The organism is Bradyrhizobium sp. 956_D2_N1_4 (assembly GCF_052076025.1).
Classification (GTDB): domain Bacteria; phylum Pseudomonadota; class Alphaproteobacteria; order Rhizobiales; family Xanthobacteraceae; genus Bradyrhizobium; species Bradyrhizobium barranii.
The window spans coordinates 7,735,000-7,755,137 of the sequence record NZ_CP197237.1; the positions used below are offsets into that span (position 1 = coordinate 7,735,000).

The window sequence follows — 20,138 nt, forward strand, 5'->3', positions numbered from 1 at the left end:
AATGTTTGTGCGGCGCCACACTAGTCCTTCAAAACCGCGAGGCAAGGGTGCGATGCCGCATTTTGCGATTGCGAGAGCAGGACGAATAGGCGAGAAGAGCCCCGCTTTTCCAGCGGAAATGGACCGTAAATATGTCAGACGCAATACGGGCAGTGATCCTCGGCATCATCGAGGGTGTGACCGAGTTCCTTCCTGTGTCCTCGACCGGCCACCTTCTGCTCGCGGAGCGCTTCTTCCATCTCGGCGAAGGCGCGTTCTGGGATTCGTTTACCGTTCTGATCCAGCTCGGCGCCATCCTTGCGATCGTCGTGCTGTACTTCAAGAAATTGTGGGACGTCGCGATCGGCATGTTCACCGGCGACGCCTATGCGCGCCGCTTCGTGATCGGCGTGCTGGTGGCGTTCCTGCCCGCGGTCATCGTCGGTCTCGTTGCCGGCAAATACATCAAGACCCTGCTGTTCAATCCGTGGGTCGTGTGCTTCTCGCTGATCGTCGGCGGCGCCATCCTGCTGTGGGTCGATCGGCTCGATCTCAAGGCGCGGGAGCATGACGCCACCCGCTTTCCGCTGCTGATGTATCTCTATATCGGCATCGCGCAGTGCATCGCGATGATCCCGGGCGTGTCGCGCTCCGGCGCCAGCATCGTCGCCGCGATGTTTCTGGGCGCCGACAAGCGCGCGGCGGCGGAGTTCTCGTTCTTCCTCGCCATTCCCACCATGATCGGCGCGTTCGCCTACGATTTCTACAAGAACCGCTCCGAGATGACGATGGACCACATGGGCATCGTCGCGATCGGCTTCGTGGTGTCGTTCATCACCGCGATCATCGTGGTGAAGACGTTTTTGAGCTACGTCACCCGCCACGGCTTCGCGGTGTTTGCCTGGTGGCGCGTGATCGTCGGCACGCTCGGCCTGATCGCACTGGCGCTCGGCCGTTAACCTCTCGAAAACTCACTGACGCGCCTCAACGCAATATAAGCTTTTGATCGGTAGGCAGTTTCCAGAGCAGGGCGGCGCGCGCCCGGCACAGGAGCTGAACTATGACCCTCGTCAGCGGCTGGGGGCGTTTCCCGGTCGTCGATAGCGAGCTGCTGCGGCCGCGGTCGTTCGAGGCCTTGGGCGAAGCCGTGGTGACGGGCTCCGTGGCTCGGGGCAATGGCCGCGCCTATGGCGATGCCGCGATCGGCGACGCAAGGACCATCGCGATGACGGGGTTCGACCGGGTCCGGTCGTTCGATCCCGTGACCGGACGCATCCGGCTCGAAGCCGGCGTGCTGCTGTCGGACCTGATCGACACTTTTGGCCCGCGCGGCTTCCTGCCCTTCGTCGTGCCGGGTACGCGCTTCGTCTCGGTTGGCGGCGCCATTGCCGCCGATGTCCACGGCAAGAACCATCATTGTGAGGGTGGTTTCGGCCGCTATGTCGACAGCATCCTGCTGCGTACCGGGCAGGGCGAGACCATCGAGGCCTCGCGCGAACAGAATTCCGATGCCTTCTTCGCGACCGTCGGCGGCATGGGCCTCACCGGGGTGATCCTCGAGGCGACGATGCGGCTACGACCGGTCGAAACGGGGTGGATCCGCGAGCGGGTGATCTCCGCATCCGATCTCGACGCCGCGATGCGCGCGCTCGATGCGGGCGATTCCGCGACCTATTCGGTGGCCTGGATCGATTGTGCCGCACGCGGCAGTGAACTCGGCCGCTCGCTGATCTATCTCGGCGAGCACGCAAGGACGGGCGAGATTGCCGACGGCGCCGGTGCATTTCCCGCCGGCAAAAATCCCGGCCTCGCGGTGCCCGTCGACCTGCCGTCGATGACGCTGAACCGCTACAGCATCCGCGCCTTCAACGAGCTCTACTATCGCATGGGCGCGCGGCGCGCCGGCGGCGGCCATGTGGTCTCGCTCTATCCGTATTTCTTCCCGCTCGACAGTATCGCCGACTGGAACCGCATCTACGGCCGGCGTGGCTTCCTCCAGCATCAATGCGTGATCCCGGAGCTGGGCGCCCGCGCCGTGCTCGGCGAGATCCTCGATCGCGTCGCCCGGCGCGGCGATGCCTCCTTCCTCGCGGTGCTCAAGAAACTCGGCCAGGGCGACGGCATCCTGTCGTTCCCACTGCCCGGCTACACGCTGGCGCTGGATTTCCCGGTGAAGGGCGACATCCTGAATTTCCTCGACGAGATCGACCGCCTGGTCGTCGCCGCCGGCGGCCGGCTTTATCTGGCCAAGGATGCCCGCCAGTCGCGCGCCACGTTCGAAGCTGGCTATCCGGCCTTGCGGCGCTTCAACGCGATCCGCAAATCGCTCGATCCCGCCGGGACCATCCGCTCAAAACTTTCACAACGCCTGTTCGATGAGGTTTAAGCCGTGACGTCACGCAAGTCCGCAATTGTGCTCGGTGGCTCCTCCGATATCGGCCGCGCCGCCGCGCGCGCCTTTGCCAAGGCCGGATACGATGTCGCCCTCGCGGGCCGTGACGTCGCCGCACTGGAGCCTGACGCCGCCGATCTGCGCGCGCGCTACAATGTCGAGGTTGGCCTCCACAAATTCGATGTGCTCGATACCGCTTCGTTCGAGGGCTTTGTGAGCGGCCTTGCTGCGTTGCCTGATGTCGTCATCTCGATCGTCGGCCTACTGGGCGTGCAGCAAAATGCCGAAAGCGAACTTGCGCATGCCACCACGATCATGCGCTCGAACTACGAGGGCCCCTCGCTGATTCTCGGCCTGTTCGCGGAAAAGTTTTTGGCGCGCGGCAATGGCACGATTGTCGGCGTGTCCTCGGTCGCCGGCGATCGCGGCCGCGCTTCCAATTATGTCTACGGCTCAGCGAAGGCAGGCTTTTCCGCCTTCCTGTCGGGCCTGCGCGCCCGCGCTAGCCGCAGCGGCGTCCACGTCGTCACGGTGAAACCTGGCTTCGTCCGCACGAAAATGACGGAAGGCATGAAGCTGATCGGCCCGCTCACCGTCGAGGCGCCGGTCGTCGGCGATGCGATCCTCAACGCCGTCGAGAAGAAGACCGACGTCGTCTATGTCAGCGGCAAATGGCGTCTCGTGATGCTGATCATCAAGACGCTGCCGGAAGCGGTGTTCAAGAAGCTGAAGTTTTGAGGCGGTTGCGACCCACACCACAGTCTCGTCACGCCCGGCCTTGTGCCGTGCATCCACGTTCTTGGTGGCCGCGGTGAGAAAGACGTGGATGGCCGGGTCAAGCCCGGCCATGACGCTGCGGAAACCTCAAACGCTCATTCGCTGGAACTGCCCGGCCGCGCGAAAACGCCAGAGATATTGCGGGGCGATGGCCTCCAGCGAATCCCCGGCAATGCCGAGGCCTTCCAGCGTCAGCCCCGCCGCCTTGGCCGCCTCCGACACGACATTGTCGTGCTCGAGCAGCGTGACCTGGTCCGGCGTAAGCTTCAGCGCACCCGGCGCGAATTGCAGGAAGTTGGCCTGGAAGCGAGCAAGGCCGAACGACAGCGGGACCAGCGCCCGCTTGCGGTCGGTGATGGCCAAAATGGCCTCGATGATCTCGCGCATGGTCAGCACTTCCGGCCCGCCGAGCTCGTAGGTCGCGCCCGCCTTGGCCTTGCCGTCGACGGCATCCGCGATCGCGGTGGCGACGTCGCCGACATAGACCGGCTGCATCCTGGTCTCGCCGCCGATCAGCGGCAGCACCGGCGACATCCGCGCCAGCGCGGCAAAACGGTTGGTGAACTGGTCCTCGGGGCCGAACATCACGGAGGGACGGAAGATGGTGGCCGAGGGCACCGCGGCCAGCACCGCCGCTTCGCCGGCCGCCTTGGCCTTGGCATAGCGCGAGGGCGATTCCGCATCGGCGCCGATCGCGGAGACATGCACCAGGCGCGCCCCGGCAGCGGCGGCCGCCTTGGCGACGGTCTCGGCGCCCCTCGCCTGGACGGCGTCAAAGCTCTGCGCGCCGCCCTCGGTGAGGATGCCGACCAGATTGATCACGACATGCGAATCACGCAGCGCCGCCTCAACCGACGCCGGATAGCGCAGATTCGCCTGCACGGTGTGGACCTGCCCGACCTTGCCGGAGGGCTGGAGGTACCCGGCCAGTTCCGGCCGCCGCACCGCGACCCGGACCCGATAGTCCCGCCGGCACAGCGCGCGGACGACATTCCGGCCCAAAAACCCCGATCCGCCGAAAACCGTGACGAGAGTTTCCAGATTCGATGCCATGGGATCCATTCCTGGGGTCCATTCCTGCGGAAAGAGTGCGTGTTATCAGGCTTGTATCGGGCCGGTTTGCGATGCGCAATCCGCATCCCCGCGCAGGTGCCAAGCAGCATTTGACAACCGCGTCACCGAACCGTAGTAACCGCCTCCGTGCCCCAAACGGCATGCCCAGGTGGTGGAATTGGTAGACGCGCTGGCTTCAGGTGCCAGTGGCTTAACGGCCGTGAAGGTTCGAGTCCTTTCCTGGGCACCATACAATTCTGGAAAATGAGCAATTCCAGTTAGTTGAGCCCCGTCTGCGTGCTTGGACGGCTCTCTTGGCCACGGGTGGTTTGTCTCCTGGCTTGCAAGAATACGCTCGCCGTGTCGGCACCGGCGCTTCCTATTTCGCAGGGCGTTTGCGCTGGATGCGACCGCCCGGTTTGCTGGCCCACAAATACAAACCGCTCACCAGCACCATGATCGTCACGATGTCGAAAAACGCCCAGACGAGCTTGGGCGCCAGGCCGGGAAACGTCGTCGGAAAATGCAACGGCTCGGCGATCAGCAGCGCCTTCGTGACACCCGTCGGCTCGAATACATCCGACACGCCACCGGTATGGGCGTCGATGAGCACCGCGTAGAAGAGCTCCTGTGTCATCATTTGTCCGTCCTTCATCAGAACCACGTAGTGGTTGGACGGACTAATCTCAGCGTTCGGGAACAACAACGACATCACTCGCGCTGCTGGCACCTTGCCGCGGGCAGCTGCAATCGCAGCTTCGATTGACCCAGGCCGATCGACCTCTTCCATTTGCCCTGCCGGTGTCACGACGACCCGCCGCCGAATCTCGTCGGACATGGCTGTCCTTACCGAAGTGGAAACGGGGCCATGCAGGGTGTTGATTGCTCCGGTCGTGGCAACGAGGAGCAGCCATGCCATCGTAATGATGCCCGTCAGATTGTGCAGGTCGAGCCACAATAGTTTTCGGCTCTTGTTCATGCGAACCGTGCCAAATCCAAATCGGCGGACGAATGGCGGATAGAGTATCAAGCCCGAGACGACAGAGGCGATGACGACGAGTGCCATGCCGGCAAGGAACAAGCCGCCGGGCAGCCCCAGATACAAATCCGCGTGCAGCGTGTGCAGGAATTGCATCACGGGACTACGCCGTTGCGGCATCGTTGTGAGCTGACCGGTGCGAAGGTCGATCACCTCGCGGTGTATCCGGGTGGGTCCGGCATCCGGGGTTGGCGCCGAGCGCGTCTCCACGATTGGCCACCGCTTGGCAAATTCGAGTGAGATCATCGTATCGCCGGGGTGTCGCGCCCGCGCTGCCGAGACGATGGAATCAAGCGTTGGCACGCCCTTGCTTTCCGGGACTTCGGCCAGCATTCCCGATGAACCAAACGCCTCGTCGATCTCTTTTTGAAATATCAGCGGCAAGCCCGTCAGGGAGAGGATCAGCAGGAACAGCGTCGAGATGATGCTCGTCCAGCGGTGGATGCCGGCCCACGTCCGCAGCGATCGCATGTTGGGTCGCTTCCGCGCGGCGGTGTGCGATGCATTTACCAGTAGCGATGTCATGTCGGGTCTTGAGTCCCCAGCAATTGCGCGTCTGTGACAATTGACCGCGGTGGTTTCGCGCGGTCTGCCTCATAGCTCGTCGCGATCACATCCGGCGCGTTGCGGTCTTACGAAGTTTTTCGAATCCCGCGTTCGGGCGGCAGCAAAAGGCTTTCGCGCTTACCAACAATCGATGCGATGTGAAATCGAAACGTAGAGCGGCGCGCCAGGATCAATTGGAAGCTTAGACGCCTTCTAGTTGGCATGGATTTTCCCGAATGCTTATTCGCTCTCGTCCCAAGCGATTCGTGTCTGGGACGGGGCATCAAGAAGAAAAGACTCCGGGGACTGCATGCTTAACGACGTGACCTTCTCGCGCGCATTTGGGCTTGCGTGCGTGTCAGTGTTTTTGACCACGACCTCATCCGTCGCACAGCAGTCGGGCCGCCAACAATCGGCGACGTCCGGACAGTCACTCCCTCCCGTGACCGTCGTCGCGCCTGAGCAGCGAGCCTCTCTCGCGCGGCGACAGCGGTCATCCAATACATCGCGCGCTGCGACGACGCGGCGGGCAGAGCGACGTGAGAACGCGCCGGTGACGAGCGCGCCGGCTACGCTTGGAGCAAGGCAGGCAGCGTTGCCGGTGCCGTATGTTGGAGGGCAAGTCGCAAGGGGCGGACAGGTCGGCCTGCTCGGCAACAGGGATTATATGGAAACGCCATATAGCCTCACGAGCTACACGGAAAAGACCATCCGCGATCAGCAGGCGACCAGTGTCGCCGAGGTCCTGACCAATTCCGATTCGTCAGTACGGGCGGCGATCGGTAGCAGCAATCGCTATGACGCGCTGACCATTCGCGGCTTCCGGGTCGAGAACAGCGAGATCGCGCTGAATGGGCTGTACGGCCTCGTGCCGGCTTACCGGATCAACCCTGCGCCGATCGAGCGCATCGAGCTGCTCAAGGGACCCGGGGCGTTCCTCAATGGCATGGCTCCGTCCGGCAGCATCGGCGGCAGCGTCAATGTCGTGACCAAACGGGCAAACGAGGACCTGACGCGTCTGACTGCCGGCTACATCTCGAATGCGCGGTTTGGCACGGAGATCGACGTGGCGCGCCGTTACGGCGAGCAGCGCGAATGGGGCGTTCGTTTCAACGGCGGGATCGATGGCGGCAATACGACGATCGACCGTCAGTCGGTACGCGACGGAGTCGGTTCGCTTGGCGTTGACTATCGGGGCGAGCGCTTCAGGTGGTCCGCCGATGTCATCTATCAGGACGACTGGATGAAAGCGGCAGCTCGCGGCTACACGCCCGTCACTGGCATCGCGGTGCCGAACGCTCCGGACCCCCGCATCAACCTCGCCCAGCCGTTCGACTATGCCCGCGCGAAGAGCCTCACCGGGCTTACGCGCGCCGAATATGATGTGTCGAATAATGTCACCGTGTTCGGCGCAATCGGCGCCAACCAATTCACCTTCGATAAGCAGGAAGCCCCCGGCGCCACCATTCTAAACACAGCAGGCGATGCCCTCTCGACCTCTCGCTTCCAGACCGGCAAAAACGACGGCGTATCGGGCGAAGCCGGCGTACGGGCGCGTTTCGACACAGGTCCGGTTGGTCATGAGGTCGTTGTCAGCGGCAGCGCCATGAACCGCACTGACTGGCTCGGTCAGACCAATTACGGAAACTATCTTACCAACATCTACACGCCGACCCTGCTGGCGAGTCCGGGCACCCCGGTGTCTTCATTCCCTGAGGGGAAGTCGGATTTCCTCGGTCTGAGAAGTGTCGGCGTTGCCGATACGCTCTCGATGATGAACGGGATGCTTCAGGTGATCGTCGGAGCGCGACAGCAGCAGGTTATCGCGAACAGCTATGCCCCCGTGAGCGGCCTGGAAATGACCCACTACGATCAGAGCGCCACGTCGCCTTCCGTGGCGCTGGTGGTTCGGCCGATCAAGGAGCTGTCCTTCTACGCCAACTACATCGAAGGCCTCACGCCTGGACCAACGCCGCCGTCCGGCGCCGCCAACACCAATGCGGTGTTCGCGCCCTTCAAGACAAAGCAGTATGAAGTCGGAACCAAGCTCGATCTCGGAGGCTTCGGCGCGAGCCTCGCGGCATTCCAGATCAGCCTGCCGAGCGGCGCGACCGATCCGGTTACCAGGATCTTCAGTCTCGATGGTGAGCAAAGGAACCGGGGCATCGAGTTCAATACGTTCGGTGAAGTGGGGCCCGGGATCCGCGTCCTGGGAGGGGTGACTTACCTTGACGCGCGGCTGACAAAGACTGAAGGGCACCTCCATGATGGCAACCGTGCCATCGGCGCTCCGGAATGGCAGAGCAATCTCGGTGTTGAGTGGGACACTCCGTTCCTGCCCGGGCTGACCACGACGGCGCGTACCATCTACACCAGCCAGGCCTATGTCAGCGCTGACAACATCCAAAGTGTTCCGGCCTGGATGACGTTCGACATTGGTGCACGTTACGCAACCCAGCTGGCGGGACGACCCACTACGTTCCGTGCTTCTCTCACGAACCTCTTCGACAAACGCTATTGGATCGGCAATCCGACTGGTTATGTGATCAGCGGCATGCCGCGTACGTTGTGGTTGTCAATGACGGTTGATTTCTGACGCTGCCAGAGAGGCGCATCGTCCTGCGCCAAGCGCGTCACCGAACCATGGTAACCGCCTCCGTGCCCCAAACGGCGCGCGCAGGTGGGTGGAATTGGTAGACGCTCTGGCTTCAGGTGCCTTCGCGGCCGTGAAGGTTCGAGTCCTTTCCGGGGCGCCAGCTTTTTCTGGATACCCAGCATTTCCAGATAGATAAATCGCATCCTTGTGTTGCGTGACCACGACTGCGCAACGAAGGGGCGCGGTCCCGCCGATACGCCGGGGTGGGTCTTGGTCATTCAAGCAGCGCATTCCCAATCGCGGCCAGTGACAGGCGGGTCACTTTGAGCACCCTTCGCCTGTGACGACGTCTCGCCCAGAATTGACTTCGACCCGACGCGGATTTCGGCGATCGCTCACGATGTCGACGTATCATTCGTATCGATCGCGAGTTCGTCACTCGCGACGCGTGTGACGTCACCCGTCCGGCAATCACCTGCTCGATGTTTCGCCGTTTCCAATTCGCACGACAATCTGCAGAGCCGAACGGCTGATAACAATGATGTTGACGGCGATTGACCGCTTGTTGCGGTAACACCAGCGCAAAGCTGCGTGCACGGCTGCTCCTGCAGATTATGCAACGCAGGTCTGTGATTGATGTCCGGCGCAAAACTCGGATAGCCTTCGGGAAGGCCTGACCCCGACAGGGAGTGTGCTTCGTTGAAGAATGATCAAGCGCCAAAGCTTCTTCGACGTGACTTGCTTCGGCTGACAATTGTCTGTGCCGGTGCGTTGGGTGCCGGCCAATTGTTGCCGGCAGCGGCTTCCGCAAAGCCCGTTGATCTCGATCAGAAGCGGAAGGCTCGCTATCGACCTGACTCCCAGGAAGTCAGGAATTTCTATCGCGTCAACAGCTATCCCGTTCGATAGGAGACTTCCGTGCTGATCAGGAAGTCCGAGCGTCGTCCGGAGCGTGCCAGGCTTTTCGATGCGGCGGCCGACGAAGCATCGGCGAAACTGGACCGGCGGACGTTCCTGAAGCGCTCGGGAGTCACGGCCGGCGCATTGGCCGCGGTGGGTGAACTCGCGCTGCACAGCGTGCGCAAGGCCGAAGCCGGTCCGCCGCCACCTGTCGGCACAACGGTCACGACCCGCAAGAACGTCTGCACGCACTGCTCGGTCGGTTGCTCGGTGATCGCCAAGGTCGCCAACGGCGTATGGATCGGGCAGGAACCCGACTACGACAGTCCGATCAATCGCGGCTCGCATTGCTGCAAGGGTGCGGCAGTTCGCGACGACGTGTTGAACGAACGACGCCTGCGTTACCCCGTGAAGCTCGTCAACGGAAAGTGGACGCGCATTTCCTGGGAGAAGGCGATCGACGAGATCGGCGACAAGCTGCTGGATATCCGCCAGAAGGCGGGGCCCGACTCGGTCTATTGGCTTGGCTCCGCCAAGTTCACCAACGAGGCCGCTTATCTCAATCGCAAGCTTGCGGCGTTCTGGGGCACCAATAATTCCGATCATCAGGCGCGGATCTGCCACTCCACGACGGTCACCGGTGTAGCCAATACCTGGGGCTACGGCGCGATGACCAACAGCTACAACGACATCCGCAACGCCAAGACCATCCTGCTGATGGGTGGCAATCCAGCCGAGGCCCATCCGGTTTCGCTGCAGCACATTCTTGAAGGCAAGGAGCTCAACCGCGCCAACATGATCGTGGTCGATCCCCGGATGACGCGGACCGCTGCGCACGCGACCGAATATGTCCGGGTTCGCCCCGGCACGCATATCGCCACGATCTACGGCATGCTGTGGCACATTTTCGAGAATGGCTGGGAGGACAAGGAATTCCTCGCTCAGCGCGTCTATGGCCTGGATGAGGTCCGGAAGCAGGTTGCGAAGTGGCCGCCCAAGGAGGTCGAGCGCGTGACCGGCCTGCCGGAGGCGCAGGTCAAGCACGTCGCCGAACTGTTCGCCAAACAGAAGCCGTCCACCCTGATCTGGGCGATGGGGCAGACCCAGTTCACCACCGGCACCGCCAATGTCCGCGCCAGCTGCCTGTTGCTGCTCGCCACCGGCAACATGGGGCTGCCCGGCGCAGGCGCCAACATTTTCCGCGGCCACACCAACGTGCAGGGTGCAACCGATCTCGGTCTCGATGTCACGTCGCTGCCGCTGTACTACGGTCTTGCCGAGGAGGCCTGGCGGCATTGGTGCCGGGTATGGGAGGTCGACTACGACTGGATGAAGTCGCGCTTCCCCGACAAGAAGCTGATGGAAACGCCTGGCATTCCCAGCACGCGCTGGTTCGACGCAACCCTGCTCCCGAAGAATCAGATCAGCCAGCCCAATCCGGTGCAGGCCATGTTCATCATGGGCCATGGCGTCAACACCATCACGCGGATGCCGGAAGCGGTGAAGGGCATCGAGAAGCTGGAGTTGCTGGTGGTCTGCGATCCCTATCCGACCGCATGGTCGGTGCTGTCGGAGCGCAAGAACGGCACTTACCTCCTGCCGGCCTGCACGAGCTTCGAGATGGAAGGTTCGCGCACCAACTCCAACCGCTCCCTGCAATGGGGCGAAAAGATCGTCGATCCGGTCTTCGAATCGAAGAACGACTACGACACCATGTACCTGTTCGCCCGCAAGTTCGGATTTGCCGACCTGATGTTCAAGAACATCAAGGTCGAGAACGGCGCGGTCTCGGCGGAGGACATCCTGCGCGAGATCAACCGCGGCGGCTGGTCGACGGGCTATTGCGGCCAGTCGCCGGAGCGGCTCAAGGCCCACATGAGAAACCAGCACAAGTTCGATCTGGTGACGCTGCGGGCGCCGAAGGATGATCCGGAGGTTGGTGGAGATTATTACGGCCTGCCATGGCCGTGCTGGGGCACGCCCGAGTACAGGCACCCGGGCACGCCGATCCTCTACAATACCAACCTTCCGGTGAAGGAGGGCGGCGGCACCTTCCGCGCGCGGTTCGGAGTCGAGCGCGTCGTGAAGCGCAAGGTGATGGAGAACGGGCAGGAGGTGGAGCGGGAAGATCACGATAATCTTCTTGCCGAGGGCTCGTACTCCGTCGGTTCGGAGATCAAGGACGGCTATCCCGAATTCACCCTTGGCGTGCTGAAGAAACTCGGCTGGGACAAGGACCTCACGACGCAAGAACGCGAGGTGATCGAGCGCATCAATCCGGCCGATCCCGACAAGGTGTCATGGTCGACCGATCTGTCCGGCGGCATCCAGCGGGTTGCGATCGAACACGGGTGTTCGCCTTACGGAAACGCCAAGGCACGCATGATTGCGTGGAATCTTCCCGATCCGGTTCCGGTGCATCGCGAGCCGATCTACACGCCGCGTCCCGACCTCGTCGCCGACTATCCGACCTTGCCGGACGCGAAGCAATTCCGCGTGCCCAATGTCGGTTTCTCCGTGCAGAAGGCCGCCGTCGATCGCGCGATCTCGAAGCAGTTCCCGCTGATCCTGAGCTCGGGCCGTCTGGTTGAATACGAAGGCGGCGGCGAGGAAACGCGGTCCAACAGATGGCTCGCCGAACTGAAGCAGCACATGTACGTCGAGATCAACCCGGCGGACGCAGCCGAGCGCGGCATCGTCGATGGCGGCTGGGTTTGGGTGACCGGTGCAGAGAACAGCTCGCGGGCCCGGATGAAGGCGCAGGTGACTGAACGCGTCGGCAAGGGCGTTGCCTGGATGCCGTTCCATTTCGCCGGCTGGTACGAGGGAGCCGACCTTCGGGCGAAATATCCAACGGGGGCCGATCCCATCGTGCTCGGCGAGAGCAACAACACGCTGACGACCTATGGCTATGATCCTGCCACCGGCATGCAGGAGCCGAAAGCCACGCTGTGTCAGATCCGGGCCGCATGAGAGGTTAGACCAATGGCACGCATGAAATTCCTGTGCGATGCGGACCGTTGCATCGACTGCAATGCCTGTGTGACCGCCTGCAAGAACGAGAACGAAGTGCCTTGGGGCATCAATCGGCGGCGCGTCGTCACCATCAATGACGGCAAGCCCGGCGAGCGGTCGGTGTCGATGGCCTGCATGCACTGTACCGATGCGCCTTGCGCGTCGGTGTGTCCGGTCAAGTGCATCTATCCGACCGAAGACGGCATCGTCCTGCACGACAAGGATTTGTGCATCGGCTGCGGCTATTGCTTCTACGCCTGCCCGTTCGGAGCGCCGCAATATCCCCAGGTCGGGAACTTCGGCTCGCGCGGCAAGATGGACAAGTGCACCTATTGCGCGGGCGGCGGCGGACCGGAGGCGCCGGGCAGCGCCGAAGAATATGCGAAATACGGCTCGAACCGCTTCGGCGAAGGCAAGCTGCCGATGTGCGCCGAGATGTGCTCGACCAAGTCGCTGCTCGCAGGCGATGGCGACATCATCGCCCAGATCTACGAGGAGCGCGTCGAGAAGCGCGGCTACGGCTCCGGAGCCTGGGGCTGGACAACCGCCTATCACGAGGACGTCAAGTCGTAAGGGGACCTGCGCTTACCGCCGATGGGAAGCGCGACGATCAGGGACGAAGATTGGGTATCCGTCATGACGGCTTTCGCACGCATTCGCTTCGCAGCGCTGTTGTTGATGCTGTTCGGTCTCACGACAGCCCCGGTGCTCGCCCAGAAGCTCGGTCCCGATGGGGCACCCAATCCGACCGCCAGTGTGACCAATCAGAAGACGCTTCTGGAACAGGCGCCGCGCATCCAGGGCCGGATCGACATCCCAGATGTCAAAGCCAGCGTGCTGATGCAGCCGGCGGGACGGACCTGGGATTATTTCCACGAGGTCCTGCTGCACTGGGGTGGGGCGGTGGTGATCGTCGGCATGCTTGCGGTGCTCGCGCTTGCCTATCTGATCATGGGCCGGCTTCGCATCGAAGCGGGGCGCTCCGGGCAGACGATCGTCCGCTTCAAGGCTTTCGAGCGGTTCGCGCATTGGCTGACGGCGGTTTCGTTCGTGCTGCTCGGATTGACCGGCCTGAACATCACCTTCGGCAAGGTCCTGCTGCGGCCGCTCGTCGGCCCGGAACTATTCTCGGACATCTCCCAGGTCGCCAAGTACGTGCACAATTTCACGAGCTTCGCCTTCGTGGCGGGCCTCGTTCTGATCACGGTGCTCTTCTTCAGGGACAATCTGTTTAAGCGAGTCGATATTGACTGGGTCAAGCAGGGGGGCGGCTTCATCAAGTCGAAACATGCGCCTGCAGGCCGCTTCAATCTCGGTGAGAAATTCGTCTATTGGCTGTCGGTCGCAGCCGGCCTCCTGGTCTCCGCATCGGGATTCGTGCTGCTGTTTCCCTTCTACGGGACCAACATTGCGGACATGCAGATCGCCCAGGTCGCCCACGCCGTCATCGCGATCCTTTTCATCGCGCTGATCCTGGGACACATCTATATCGGCACGCTCGGCATGGAAGGCGCGTTCGAAGCCATGGGTACGGGCGAGGTCGATATCAATTGGGCGAGAGAGCATCACGACCGCTGGCTCGCCGAAAAGCTCGAAGCGGAAGGCCGGCAAGCCTCGGCCACGCCGGCTGAATAGCGCGATGGCGCCCGGACTAACCTGAACCGGGCAATTCAGTTGGAGCGGCCGTCCGGGTCTTGCTTCCCGTCCCGGTCACGCAGGTAATCGTCGGTGGTGCGGACGGTCGGGCTCGTTGCGCCATAAGATTCAAAACCTTGTTCGGCCACGAAGCCGACGCGGCAGTCGCCGCACATCTTGATGGCGTCGAGCCGCTGCGCCGAGCCCGAATACATCCAGTGCTGGCCTTCGAGCTTCGCGACCACACGCTCGATGCTGCTCTTGACGCCGAATGGCTTGCCGCAGCGGATACAGCAAAACGGCTCCTCTTCCTTGAGCACCCGGGTTGGCGCGCGGCTGGCGCGGAAGTCGATCTGCGGAACCAGGGTGATGACGTTTTCCGGGCACGTCGTCCGGCACAGGCCGCACTGGACGCAGGAGTCTTCGACAAAACGCAACGCCGGGCGCTCGGGGTCGTCGCGCAGCGCACTCGTTGGGCAGACCGACACGCAGGACAGGCAAAGCGTGCAGCCGGCCGCATCGATCTCGACCGCTCCGAACGGCGCGCCTTCGGGCAACGGAATGACATCGACGGGTGCAGGCGCCGCGCGGTGCAGTTCGGCCAGCGCAAAGCGCAGCACGTCGCGCTTGCCGCCCACGGCGCGGAAGCTCGCAGGGCGCGGAGTGGGCGCGTCGGCCGGCGCGGTGCGGAGCGCTTCGATCAGACGGTCCGGATCGTCGGTCGCGATGATGGAAAGCCGGGCCGGGCCGCAGCCGAGTCCGGCAAGGATCGGATCGGCCAGCGCGACCGTCCACGTCAATCCGGAGACGTCGTGGCGCGGCTTGGCCCGCAGCAGGAAGCGCACCGCCGACACGCCATAGGCAAAAGCCGCGATGATGCTCTCCAACCCGATTTGCGTGACCTCGTTGACCGCGAACGGCAGCACGTTCGCGGGCAAGCCGTCGCCGAACCGCGACAGCGCGTCGATCAGCGGCGCGCCGTGGCTTTCGTCATGGACGAGGACAACGGCCCGCTCGCCGCCCGCCTGACGGTATGCGAGCAGCATGGCACGCAGCTTTCTGACCAGCGCGTCTTCCGCCGGCAGCGCATAGGACGCGGCGCCGGTGGGACAGGCCGTCGCGCATTGGCCGCAGCCCGCGCAGATGTCGGCGTCGATCGCCACATGGTTGCCGGCAGGTGTGATCGCGCCGGCCGGACAGGAATCGAGACAGCGCGTGCAGCCGGTCCGCTTCGAGCGCGAGTGGGCGCAAAGCCCGGCGTCGAAGGTGATGTAGCGTGGCTTCTCGAAGGTCCCGACGAGGTCGCGCGCTTTCAGCACGGCCTGGAGGATTGCTGCGGGACTGCCGGGATCCGCACGCAGATAGCCGTCGCGCAAGTCGGCAGGAACCAGCGCCGGCCCGCCGGTCAAGTCGAGGACGATGTCGCAGGTCGAACGGGCGTTGTTGCGCGACGCGCCAAACGTCAGGGCGCGACGCGAGGACGGTGCGGCTTCGGCGAAATCGTCGACCACCACATCGAACGCGCCCAGGTGTCCCTTGACACTCGTTATCCGGCCCTTGGCAATCGGATAGTCGGCGTTACGTGGCGGTGCGATCGCGGCTGGCGGCGCAATCAGCACGGTGACGTCGAGATGCTCCTTCAGCAAGTCGCCAGCCTCGATCGCGGCCTCGTCGCGGCCGTAGATCAGGATGACCCCGCTGCTTTCCAGCTGGACCATCGGCGCGGGTGCGGCGACTTCGGCCGCGGCGGCCAGCAGCGCGGCCATCTTCGGTCCCGCGCGGTCGGCATCGCCGGACCATCCGGCGGTCTCGCGGATGTTGGCAAACTGTATCGAATTCGCACGATTATTTTCGGAAGCAACCTGCGAAAACAACGCCGCCTGCTGCGTGCAGGCCACCGTGAGCGGACCATCTTCGGCGGCGACAGCCTTGAATCGGCCGAGTTCGGCGCCGCAGAGCTGCGTCGCTGCCGTCACTTCACCGCGGCAGCCGCGGCGAATTGCGTCTGCATCGAGCGGCATCGTCCCTTCGCACGAGCAGATCAGGAGGCGCCTGCCGGTGTCAGATATGACGGTCACAATATCTCGCGGCTCCCAAAATAGAGCGGCCACCTACTGGCCCGTTCACCCCCGAAGTATATACTCCGCGTATCGGAAAAGACGACGCCCGTATCACGAGCGCACGATTATCGCTCTCGCCTGGCGCGAGCGCGCGGCTTCGCTGGATTGGCTTCGGAAGCAGGAACCACGTCTCGATCGCGAGAGGGTACATTGGTCTCGACAAGTCTTGCACGCATCGCTGTCGGTGTCGCAATCGAACGGCGCAAGGCGAAGAGTGCGTGGGCCGATTTTCTGTGGCGGCCCGTCTCGGTGTTCGCGGGAGAGCCGTCCGCGAAGCCGTGGACTCCGATTGGTGGCGAAGGCGAGGTCACGTTGTTCTATGCCGGTGATGCCGTGATCGAGCTGCACCGGACCGAAACCACCAACTATCGCGAAAATCTCGCGTCAGGATCGCCGACGCTGTGGGTCAATTTGCGCCCGACCGGTTCCGAGCCGCCCTACGAGCTGCTCGCGGTCACGGCCGATCCGGCGGAGGGCGAGGCGTTTACCGATGCAGGCAGCAATCTGGTCGAAGCCGTGCCGATGCCACCAGGCATCTCCGAGATCGTCGGCCGGTTCATCGCCGAGCATCATGTCGAACGACCATTCGTCAAACGGCAGCGCAATCGTTAGCAACGGCATGAGAGAGATCGATGTCAGAGACTAACGTCTTCGTTCGCTGGGCGCGGCTCAAGCAAGCCTCGAAAAGCCAAAACGCTGAACTTGCTCCGGTCGACAAGGAGCAGGCTGCCGAGCCGTCCGTAGCGAATGACGGGAACGACCAGCCTTTCGATCTCGCCAGTTTGCCGTCGATCGAATCGATCACCGCTCACACCGACATTGCGGCGTTCCTGCAGACGGGCGTTCCGGCCGAACTGACGCGCCTGGCGTTGCGCCGTGCCTGGGCGGCCGACCCTGCGATCCGCGACTTCATCGGGATCGCGGAGAACCAGTGGGATTTCAACGATCCCAACGCAATTCCAGGATTTGGCCCGCTCGATCCGGCGGACAACGTCGCCGATCTCGTCGCGCGGATGTCGAAGGGGCTGGAGCAGGTGGGTGACGCGCTTGCGGACGTGCCGCCGCCAACCGAGCTCATTCCGCAAGGGCAGCCCGATGCCGAACAGCCCAGTCTCGAACCGACGACATGGGCAGCTCAATCGCTGCCCGATGATGCCACGGCGCGACCGGACCAGGAGCGGAATGAGAGCATGCAGTCCGTCAGTCCTGCTGCCGGAGAGCCGCCCTCCCAGCGAACACGACGTCATGGCAGCGCATTGCCTCGCTAGCAACCGGCAGGATGATATGTCTTGCGCGATCGAACAATGATGGATCCAACTTCAACGACCGCTTCAGTGCGTATCGTCGATGAATTCGACCTCGCCCGGGCGCAGGAATATGCGCTGTTGGCGACGTTGCTGACGCGCAGCCCGGACACGCAGCTGCTGCACCGGATCTCTGCATTGCACGGCGATTCCAGCCCGATGGGCGTGGCGCACATGGCGCTGGCGGATGCAGCGCGCCGGACGAATGAGCAGGCCGCATCGCGCGAGTTCTTCGCCCTCTTTGCAGGGTTGGGCAAGGGAACACTCCTGCCTTATGCGTCACACTACCTGTCCGATACCCTGTATGGCCGTCCACTCGCGCGGTTGCGGGAAACTCTCGAGGGGCTCGGCCTCGAAAAGGCCCCGGAGCGTACGGAGCCCGAGGATCACGCGGGATTTCTCTGTGAGATCATGGCAGGCTTTGCCGGCGGGAGCATTTTGGCACCAGCAGGCGCCGAGCGCCTCTTCTTTGATCAGCATGTCTCACGCTGGATGAGGCGCTTTTTCGCCGATCTCGAGCGGGCGCGTTCGGCAGACTTCTATGCCGCCGTTGGCGCGCTCGGACGGACGTTCATCGATATCGAGGCGGAGGCCTTCGCACTTCCAGGTTGAACACGGCGTTTTGTACCGCCGCTGCACAAATCCGTTTGGGAGCGTGCTAGATTATAGATGTAGGGATCAACAGAATGCGCGTTTTCATAATTGCCTGTCTGTTCGCCGCCGTCGTCGCACTCGGTGCCGCGGGCATCCTTGATCATTTCGTGCAGGAGTCCGCCACAACGGCGTTCGCTGAGTCGAGCGCCCGCGTTTAGCGGTCATTATTGTTTGTTAAGCTTTCTGTTCTCCACATAGACGTGGGAGACGCCATATGCGCCGGTTGCTGATCGCCTGTTTCGTCGTTGCAGCTCTGATCGCCGCTTCTGCCCTGATCTTCAGGACGCAACCTCGCTCGATAGAGCTATCCGCAGCGGCCATGCCGCCCTTGGTCGAGCTGCACGTCATGGCGGGCGTCCATCAGCTCCCGGATCAGGAGATCGACGATCAGTCGCTCATTTTCCCGGCCAGCGTAAAGCAATAACCTGGCTCCAGACGATCCTGCTCCCGGCCCGCCTAGATCGGCATCTCGAAAGAGAAGGTCGTTTCGCGTCCGGTCGATATCGCACTCAATTTGCCGCCATGGGCCTGAGCGATCTGCGAAGCAATGTAGAGACCAAGTCCCAGACCCTGCTGACTGGGCCGGTCGCCTCGCGTGTATGGCTTGAAGAGGTTTGCCAGCGCCTTTTCGGAGATTGGCGGGCCTTCGTTGGACACCGTCAGATCGAACGTTCCGTCCAAGGTTCTGGCTACGACGTGGATCGGCCTACTCTGGTCACCGTACGTAATTGCATTCCCGAGCAGGTTCGAGAAAAGTTGGCCCATCTTGCTCCGATCGCAGCTGATGGGCTCTTCGATCTGGACCGATGAACTGATCGTCACGGTCGGCCAGGCCGTCCTGAACTCCGCGATGATTTGCTCCAGCACCGGCGCCAAAGGCAGCGTCGCATCTCGCTTGATCGTAAGACCTCCGCCAAGTCGGCCTCGCGCGAAGTCCATGACGTTTTCGACGATGCCGGCCATGCGATAGACGGCTTTTTGAACGCCGAGCGCGATTTCGGGCGCCCGCCCGGTGTCGAGGTTCTTCAGCAGCACGCGCATTCCCGCATCGACGGCTGCGAGGGGATTGCGAAGATCGTGCCCCAATACGCCGATGAACTGCTCGCGAAGCTCTGCCGTTTTTCGCTCGTCGATGAGATCGGCCTGACTCCGCTCCAGACGTTGATTGAGTTCGAGCTGTGCAGCGATCAGTTCGGCCAACAGCTGAAACGTGTCGAGGATTTCAGGCGTACGAAGTTGTCGAGGCGTGGGGTCGATGGCGCACAATGTTCCCCAGACGGCTCCGTCGATCAGGACGATGGGAGCTGAGATGTAGCTGCGAAATCCATACATGGCCGGTGTCGGATGATTGCAGAAGTCGCTGTCCGTCTGCACATCGTTGATGACGACCGTGTTGCCGTGCTGCCGGATCTCGTTGCAGATGGTCGTCTCGACACGCAGTTCTCCGCCCGGCTCAAGGCCAAAGGCGATGCTGTCCCGAACGGCGCAGCAAATCCATTGATCTGAAGTCACGCGCGCTATCGCGACGAAGCCCATGCCCGTTATGCGTGCGGCCAAATCCAAAACTTTGGGAACTGCCCCAATCTGCTGGACGGCATCCACGTCCGCCTTGATGTCAATTGCCATGGTGAACCCTAACGCCCTACTCTAACAAACGCGATCCTTTGCAAGACGTTCGGTGGAACAAAGAAGCCGTTCAAACCTTATGCTCGGTTATGCCGGAGCATAAGTGTCCAATCTCAGCCAGCATAGGGACGTGATCCTCATCGTCGAAGATGACCTTCTCATCCGCATGAACGCGGCTGACATGGTCCGGGATATGGGCTTCGATATCTTCGAGGCGGCCGACGCGGACGAGGCTGTCAATCTGCTGGAGACGGAACCGGCGATCACCGTCGTCTTCACCGACATTCAGATGCCCGGCTCGATGAATGGCCTTCGGCTGGCGGCGGTGATCAGAGACCGATGGCCGCCCGTGCGGCTCCTCATTACGTCCGGCCAACTCAGCCCGGCAGCGGATGACATCCCACTCGGGGCGAGGTTCATCCCCAAGCCGTATCTTCCTGCGCAGCTTCACGACCAGCTTGAAATGCTGGCCGGCGGGCGGGCATAGCGGGCTTTTTCAAGT

The 20,138-nt window shown here is 62.6% G+C and carries 17 protein-coding genes and 1 tRNA gene; 14 read left to right on the forward strand and 4 right to left on the reverse strand.

All coding sequences use genetic code 11. The features are described 5' to 3' along the window. Positions 1-131: 131 nt before the first annotated feature. The 3 genes from AB7535_RS36575 (at position 132) to AB7535_RS36585 (ending at position 3,109) form a co-directional block, all read left to right on the forward strand. Positions 132-938, forward strand: coding sequence for an undecaprenyl-diphosphate phosphatase (locus AB7535_RS36575; protein ID WP_354113198.1), 807 nt, complete (start codon positions 132-134; stop codon positions 936-938). A 101-nt stretch (positions 939-1,039) separates the two neighbouring features. Continuing rightward, a complete protein-coding gene (locus tag AB7535_RS36580; RefSeq protein ID WP_439037529.1) occupies positions 1,040-2,365 on the forward strand; it encodes an FAD-binding protein in 1,326 nt (441 codons plus the stop codon). Between the two features lie 3 nt (positions 2,366-2,368). Further along, positions 2,369-3,109 carry an SDR family oxidoreductase gene (locus tag AB7535_RS36585; protein WP_354113200.1) on the forward strand — a complete coding sequence of 247 codons (741 nt, stop codon included), beginning with the start codon at positions 2,369-2,371 and terminating at the stop codon, positions 3,107-3,109. 126 nt (positions 3,110-3,235) lie between these two features. Here AB7535_RS36585 and AB7535_RS36590 read toward each other — a convergent pair whose 3' ends face one another. Continuing rightward, positions 3,236-4,201 carry a complex I NDUFA9 subunit family protein gene (locus tag AB7535_RS36590; RefSeq protein WP_071917038.1) on the reverse strand — a complete coding sequence of 322 codons (966 nt, stop codon included), beginning with the start codon at positions 4,199-4,201 and terminating at the stop codon, positions 3,236-3,238. A 163-nt stretch (positions 4,202-4,364) separates the two neighbouring features. On the opposite strand from AB7535_RS36590, the gene AB7535_RS36595 reads away from it, so the two are divergent. After that, positions 4,365-4,451: transfer RNA gene (locus AB7535_RS36595), tRNA-Leu, on the forward strand. Between the two features lie 129 nt (positions 4,452-4,580). On the opposite strand, the gene AB7535_RS36600 is transcribed toward AB7535_RS36595, so the two are convergent. Further along, positions 4,581-5,765, reverse strand: a complete 1,185-nt coding sequence (locus AB7535_RS36600; RefSeq protein ID WP_354113201.1) for a PepSY-associated TM helix domain-containing protein — start codon at positions 5,763-5,765, stop codon at positions 4,581-4,583. A 574-nt stretch (positions 5,766-6,339) separates the two neighbouring features. Here AB7535_RS36600 and AB7535_RS36605 point away from each other — a divergent pair. The 4 genes from AB7535_RS36605 to AB7535_RS36620 all read left to right on the forward strand — a co-directional run bounded on the left by AB7535_RS36605 (position 6,340) and on the right by AB7535_RS36620 (position 13,932). Continuing rightward, positions 6,340-8,382 carry a TonB-dependent receptor gene (locus tag AB7535_RS36605; RefSeq protein ID WP_439037530.1) on the forward strand — a complete coding sequence of 681 codons (2,043 nt, stop codon included), beginning with the start codon at positions 6,340-6,342 and terminating at the stop codon, positions 8,380-8,382. 918 nt (positions 8,383-9,300) lie between these two features. Beyond that, entirely contained in the window at positions 9,301-12,255 is a 2,955-nt protein-coding gene (locus AB7535_RS36610) for a formate dehydrogenase subunit alpha (protein ID WP_439037531.1), read from the forward strand. Between the two features lie 12 nt (positions 12,256-12,267). Beyond that, positions 12,268-12,870 carry a formate dehydrogenase FDH3 subunit beta gene (gene fdh3B / locus AB7535_RS36615; protein ID WP_014490880.1) on the forward strand — a complete coding sequence of 201 codons (603 nt, stop codon included), beginning with the start codon at positions 12,268-12,270 and terminating at the stop codon, positions 12,868-12,870. A gap of 63 nt (positions 12,871-12,933) precedes the next feature. After that, positions 12,934-13,932, forward strand: a complete 999-nt coding sequence (locus tag AB7535_RS36620) for a formate dehydrogenase subunit gamma (protein ID WP_354113204.1) — start codon at positions 12,934-12,936, stop codon at positions 13,930-13,932. A gap of 35 nt (positions 13,933-13,967) precedes the next feature. On the opposite strand, the gene AB7535_RS36625 is transcribed toward AB7535_RS36620, so the two are convergent. Continuing rightward, positions 13,968-15,953, reverse strand: coding sequence for a 4Fe-4S binding protein (locus AB7535_RS36625; protein WP_439037532.1), 1,986 nt, complete (start codon positions 15,951-15,953; stop codon positions 13,968-13,970). Positions 15,954-16,202: 249 nt separating this feature from the next. Here AB7535_RS36625 and AB7535_RS36630 point away from each other — a divergent pair, with 249 nt between their 5' ends. The 5 genes from AB7535_RS36630 to AB7535_RS36650 all read left to right on the forward strand — a co-directional run bounded on the left by AB7535_RS36630 (position 16,203) and on the right by AB7535_RS36650 (position 18,434). Then, positions 16,203-16,664 (forward strand): DUF3305 domain-containing protein, encoded by a 462-nt coding sequence (locus AB7535_RS36630; protein ID WP_354113206.1) that lies wholly within the window; start codon positions 16,203-16,205, stop codon positions 16,662-16,664. A gap of 20 nt (positions 16,665-16,684) precedes the next feature. Further along, the gene (locus tag AB7535_RS36635) at positions 16,685-17,320 is read left to right on the forward strand and encodes a DUF3306 domain-containing protein (RefSeq protein ID WP_354113207.1); all 636 of its coding nucleotides are present in this window, start codon (positions 16,685-16,687) and stop codon (positions 17,318-17,320) included. Between the two features lie 36 nt (positions 17,321-17,356). Then, positions 17,357-17,968 carry a TorD/DmsD family molecular chaperone gene (locus AB7535_RS36640; protein ID WP_354113208.1) on the forward strand — a complete coding sequence of 204 codons (612 nt, stop codon included), beginning with the start codon at positions 17,357-17,359 and terminating at the stop codon, positions 17,966-17,968. A gap of 74 nt (positions 17,969-18,042) precedes the next feature. Further along, complete coding sequence (locus tag AB7535_RS36645) at positions 18,043-18,168, forward strand: hypothetical protein (RefSeq protein WP_256376444.1); 126 nt, start codon at positions 18,043-18,045, stop codon at positions 18,166-18,168. A gap of 56 nt (positions 18,169-18,224) precedes the next feature. After that, positions 18,225-18,434, forward strand: coding sequence for a hypothetical protein (locus tag AB7535_RS36650; RefSeq protein WP_354113209.1), 210 nt, complete (start codon positions 18,225-18,227; stop codon positions 18,432-18,434). A 32-nt stretch (positions 18,435-18,466) separates the two neighbouring features. Here the strand turns inward: AB7535_RS36650 and AB7535_RS36655 are convergent, their stop codons facing one another. Further along, the gene (locus AB7535_RS36655) at positions 18,467-19,636 is read right to left on the reverse strand and encodes a GAF domain-containing sensor histidine kinase (RefSeq protein ID WP_063980194.1); all 1,170 of its coding nucleotides are present in this window, start codon (positions 19,634-19,636) and stop codon (positions 18,467-18,469) included. Between the two features lie 130 nt (positions 19,637-19,766). Here AB7535_RS36655 and AB7535_RS36660 point away from each other — a divergent pair, with 130 nt between their 5' ends. Next, on the forward strand, positions 19,767-20,123 hold the full coding sequence (locus tag AB7535_RS36660) for a response regulator (RefSeq protein WP_354113210.1): 357 nt from the start codon (positions 19,767-19,769) through the stop codon (positions 20,121-20,123). Positions 20,124-20,138: the final 15 nt, after the last annotated feature.

Excerpts from the sequence above, each read along its gene's own strand:
- AB7535_RS36575 (WP_354113198.1), top strand. The coding sequence starts at position 132 with ATGTCAGACGCAATACGGGCAGTGATCCTCGGCATCATCGAGGGTGTG.
- fdh3B (WP_014490880.1), top strand. The coding sequence starts at position 12,268 with ATGGCACGCATGAAATTCCTGTGCGATGCGGACCGTTGCATCGACTGC.
- AB7535_RS36590 (WP_071917038.1), bottom strand. The coding sequence starts at position 4,201 with ATGGCATCGAATCTGGAAACTCTCGTCACGGTTTTCGGCGGATCGGGG.
- AB7535_RS36645 (WP_256376444.1), top strand. The coding sequence starts at position 18,043 with ATGCGCGTTTTCATAATTGCCTGTCTGTTCGCCGCCGTCGTCGCACTC.
- AB7535_RS36655 (WP_063980194.1), bottom strand. The coding sequence starts at position 19,636 with ATGGCAATTGACATCAAGGCGGACGTGGATGCCGTCCAGCAGATTGGG.
- AB7535_RS36620 (WP_354113204.1), top strand. The coding sequence starts at position 12,934 with ATGACGGCTTTCGCACGCATTCGCTTCGCAGCGCTGTTGTTGATGCTG.
- AB7535_RS36600 (WP_354113201.1), bottom strand. The coding sequence starts at position 5,765 with ATGACATCGCTACTGGTAAATGCATCGCACACCGCCGCGCGGAAGCGA.
- AB7535_RS36650 (WP_354113209.1), top strand. The coding sequence starts at position 18,225 with ATGCGCCGGTTGCTGATCGCCTGTTTCGTCGTTGCAGCTCTGATCGCC.
- AB7535_RS36640 (WP_354113208.1), top strand. The coding sequence starts at position 17,357 with ATGATGGATCCAACTTCAACGACCGCTTCAGTGCGTATCGTCGATGAA.
- AB7535_RS36625 (WP_439037532.1), bottom strand. The coding sequence starts at position 15,953 with ATGCCGCTCGATGCAGACGCAATTCGCCGCGGCTGCCGCGGTGAAGTG.
- AB7535_RS36635 (WP_354113207.1), top strand. The coding sequence starts at position 16,685 with ATGTCAGAGACTAACGTCTTCGTTCGCTGGGCGCGGCTCAAGCAAGCC.
- AB7535_RS36580 (WP_439037529.1), top strand. The coding sequence starts at position 1,040 with ATGACCCTCGTCAGCGGCTGGGGGCGTTTCCCGGTCGTCGATAGCGAG.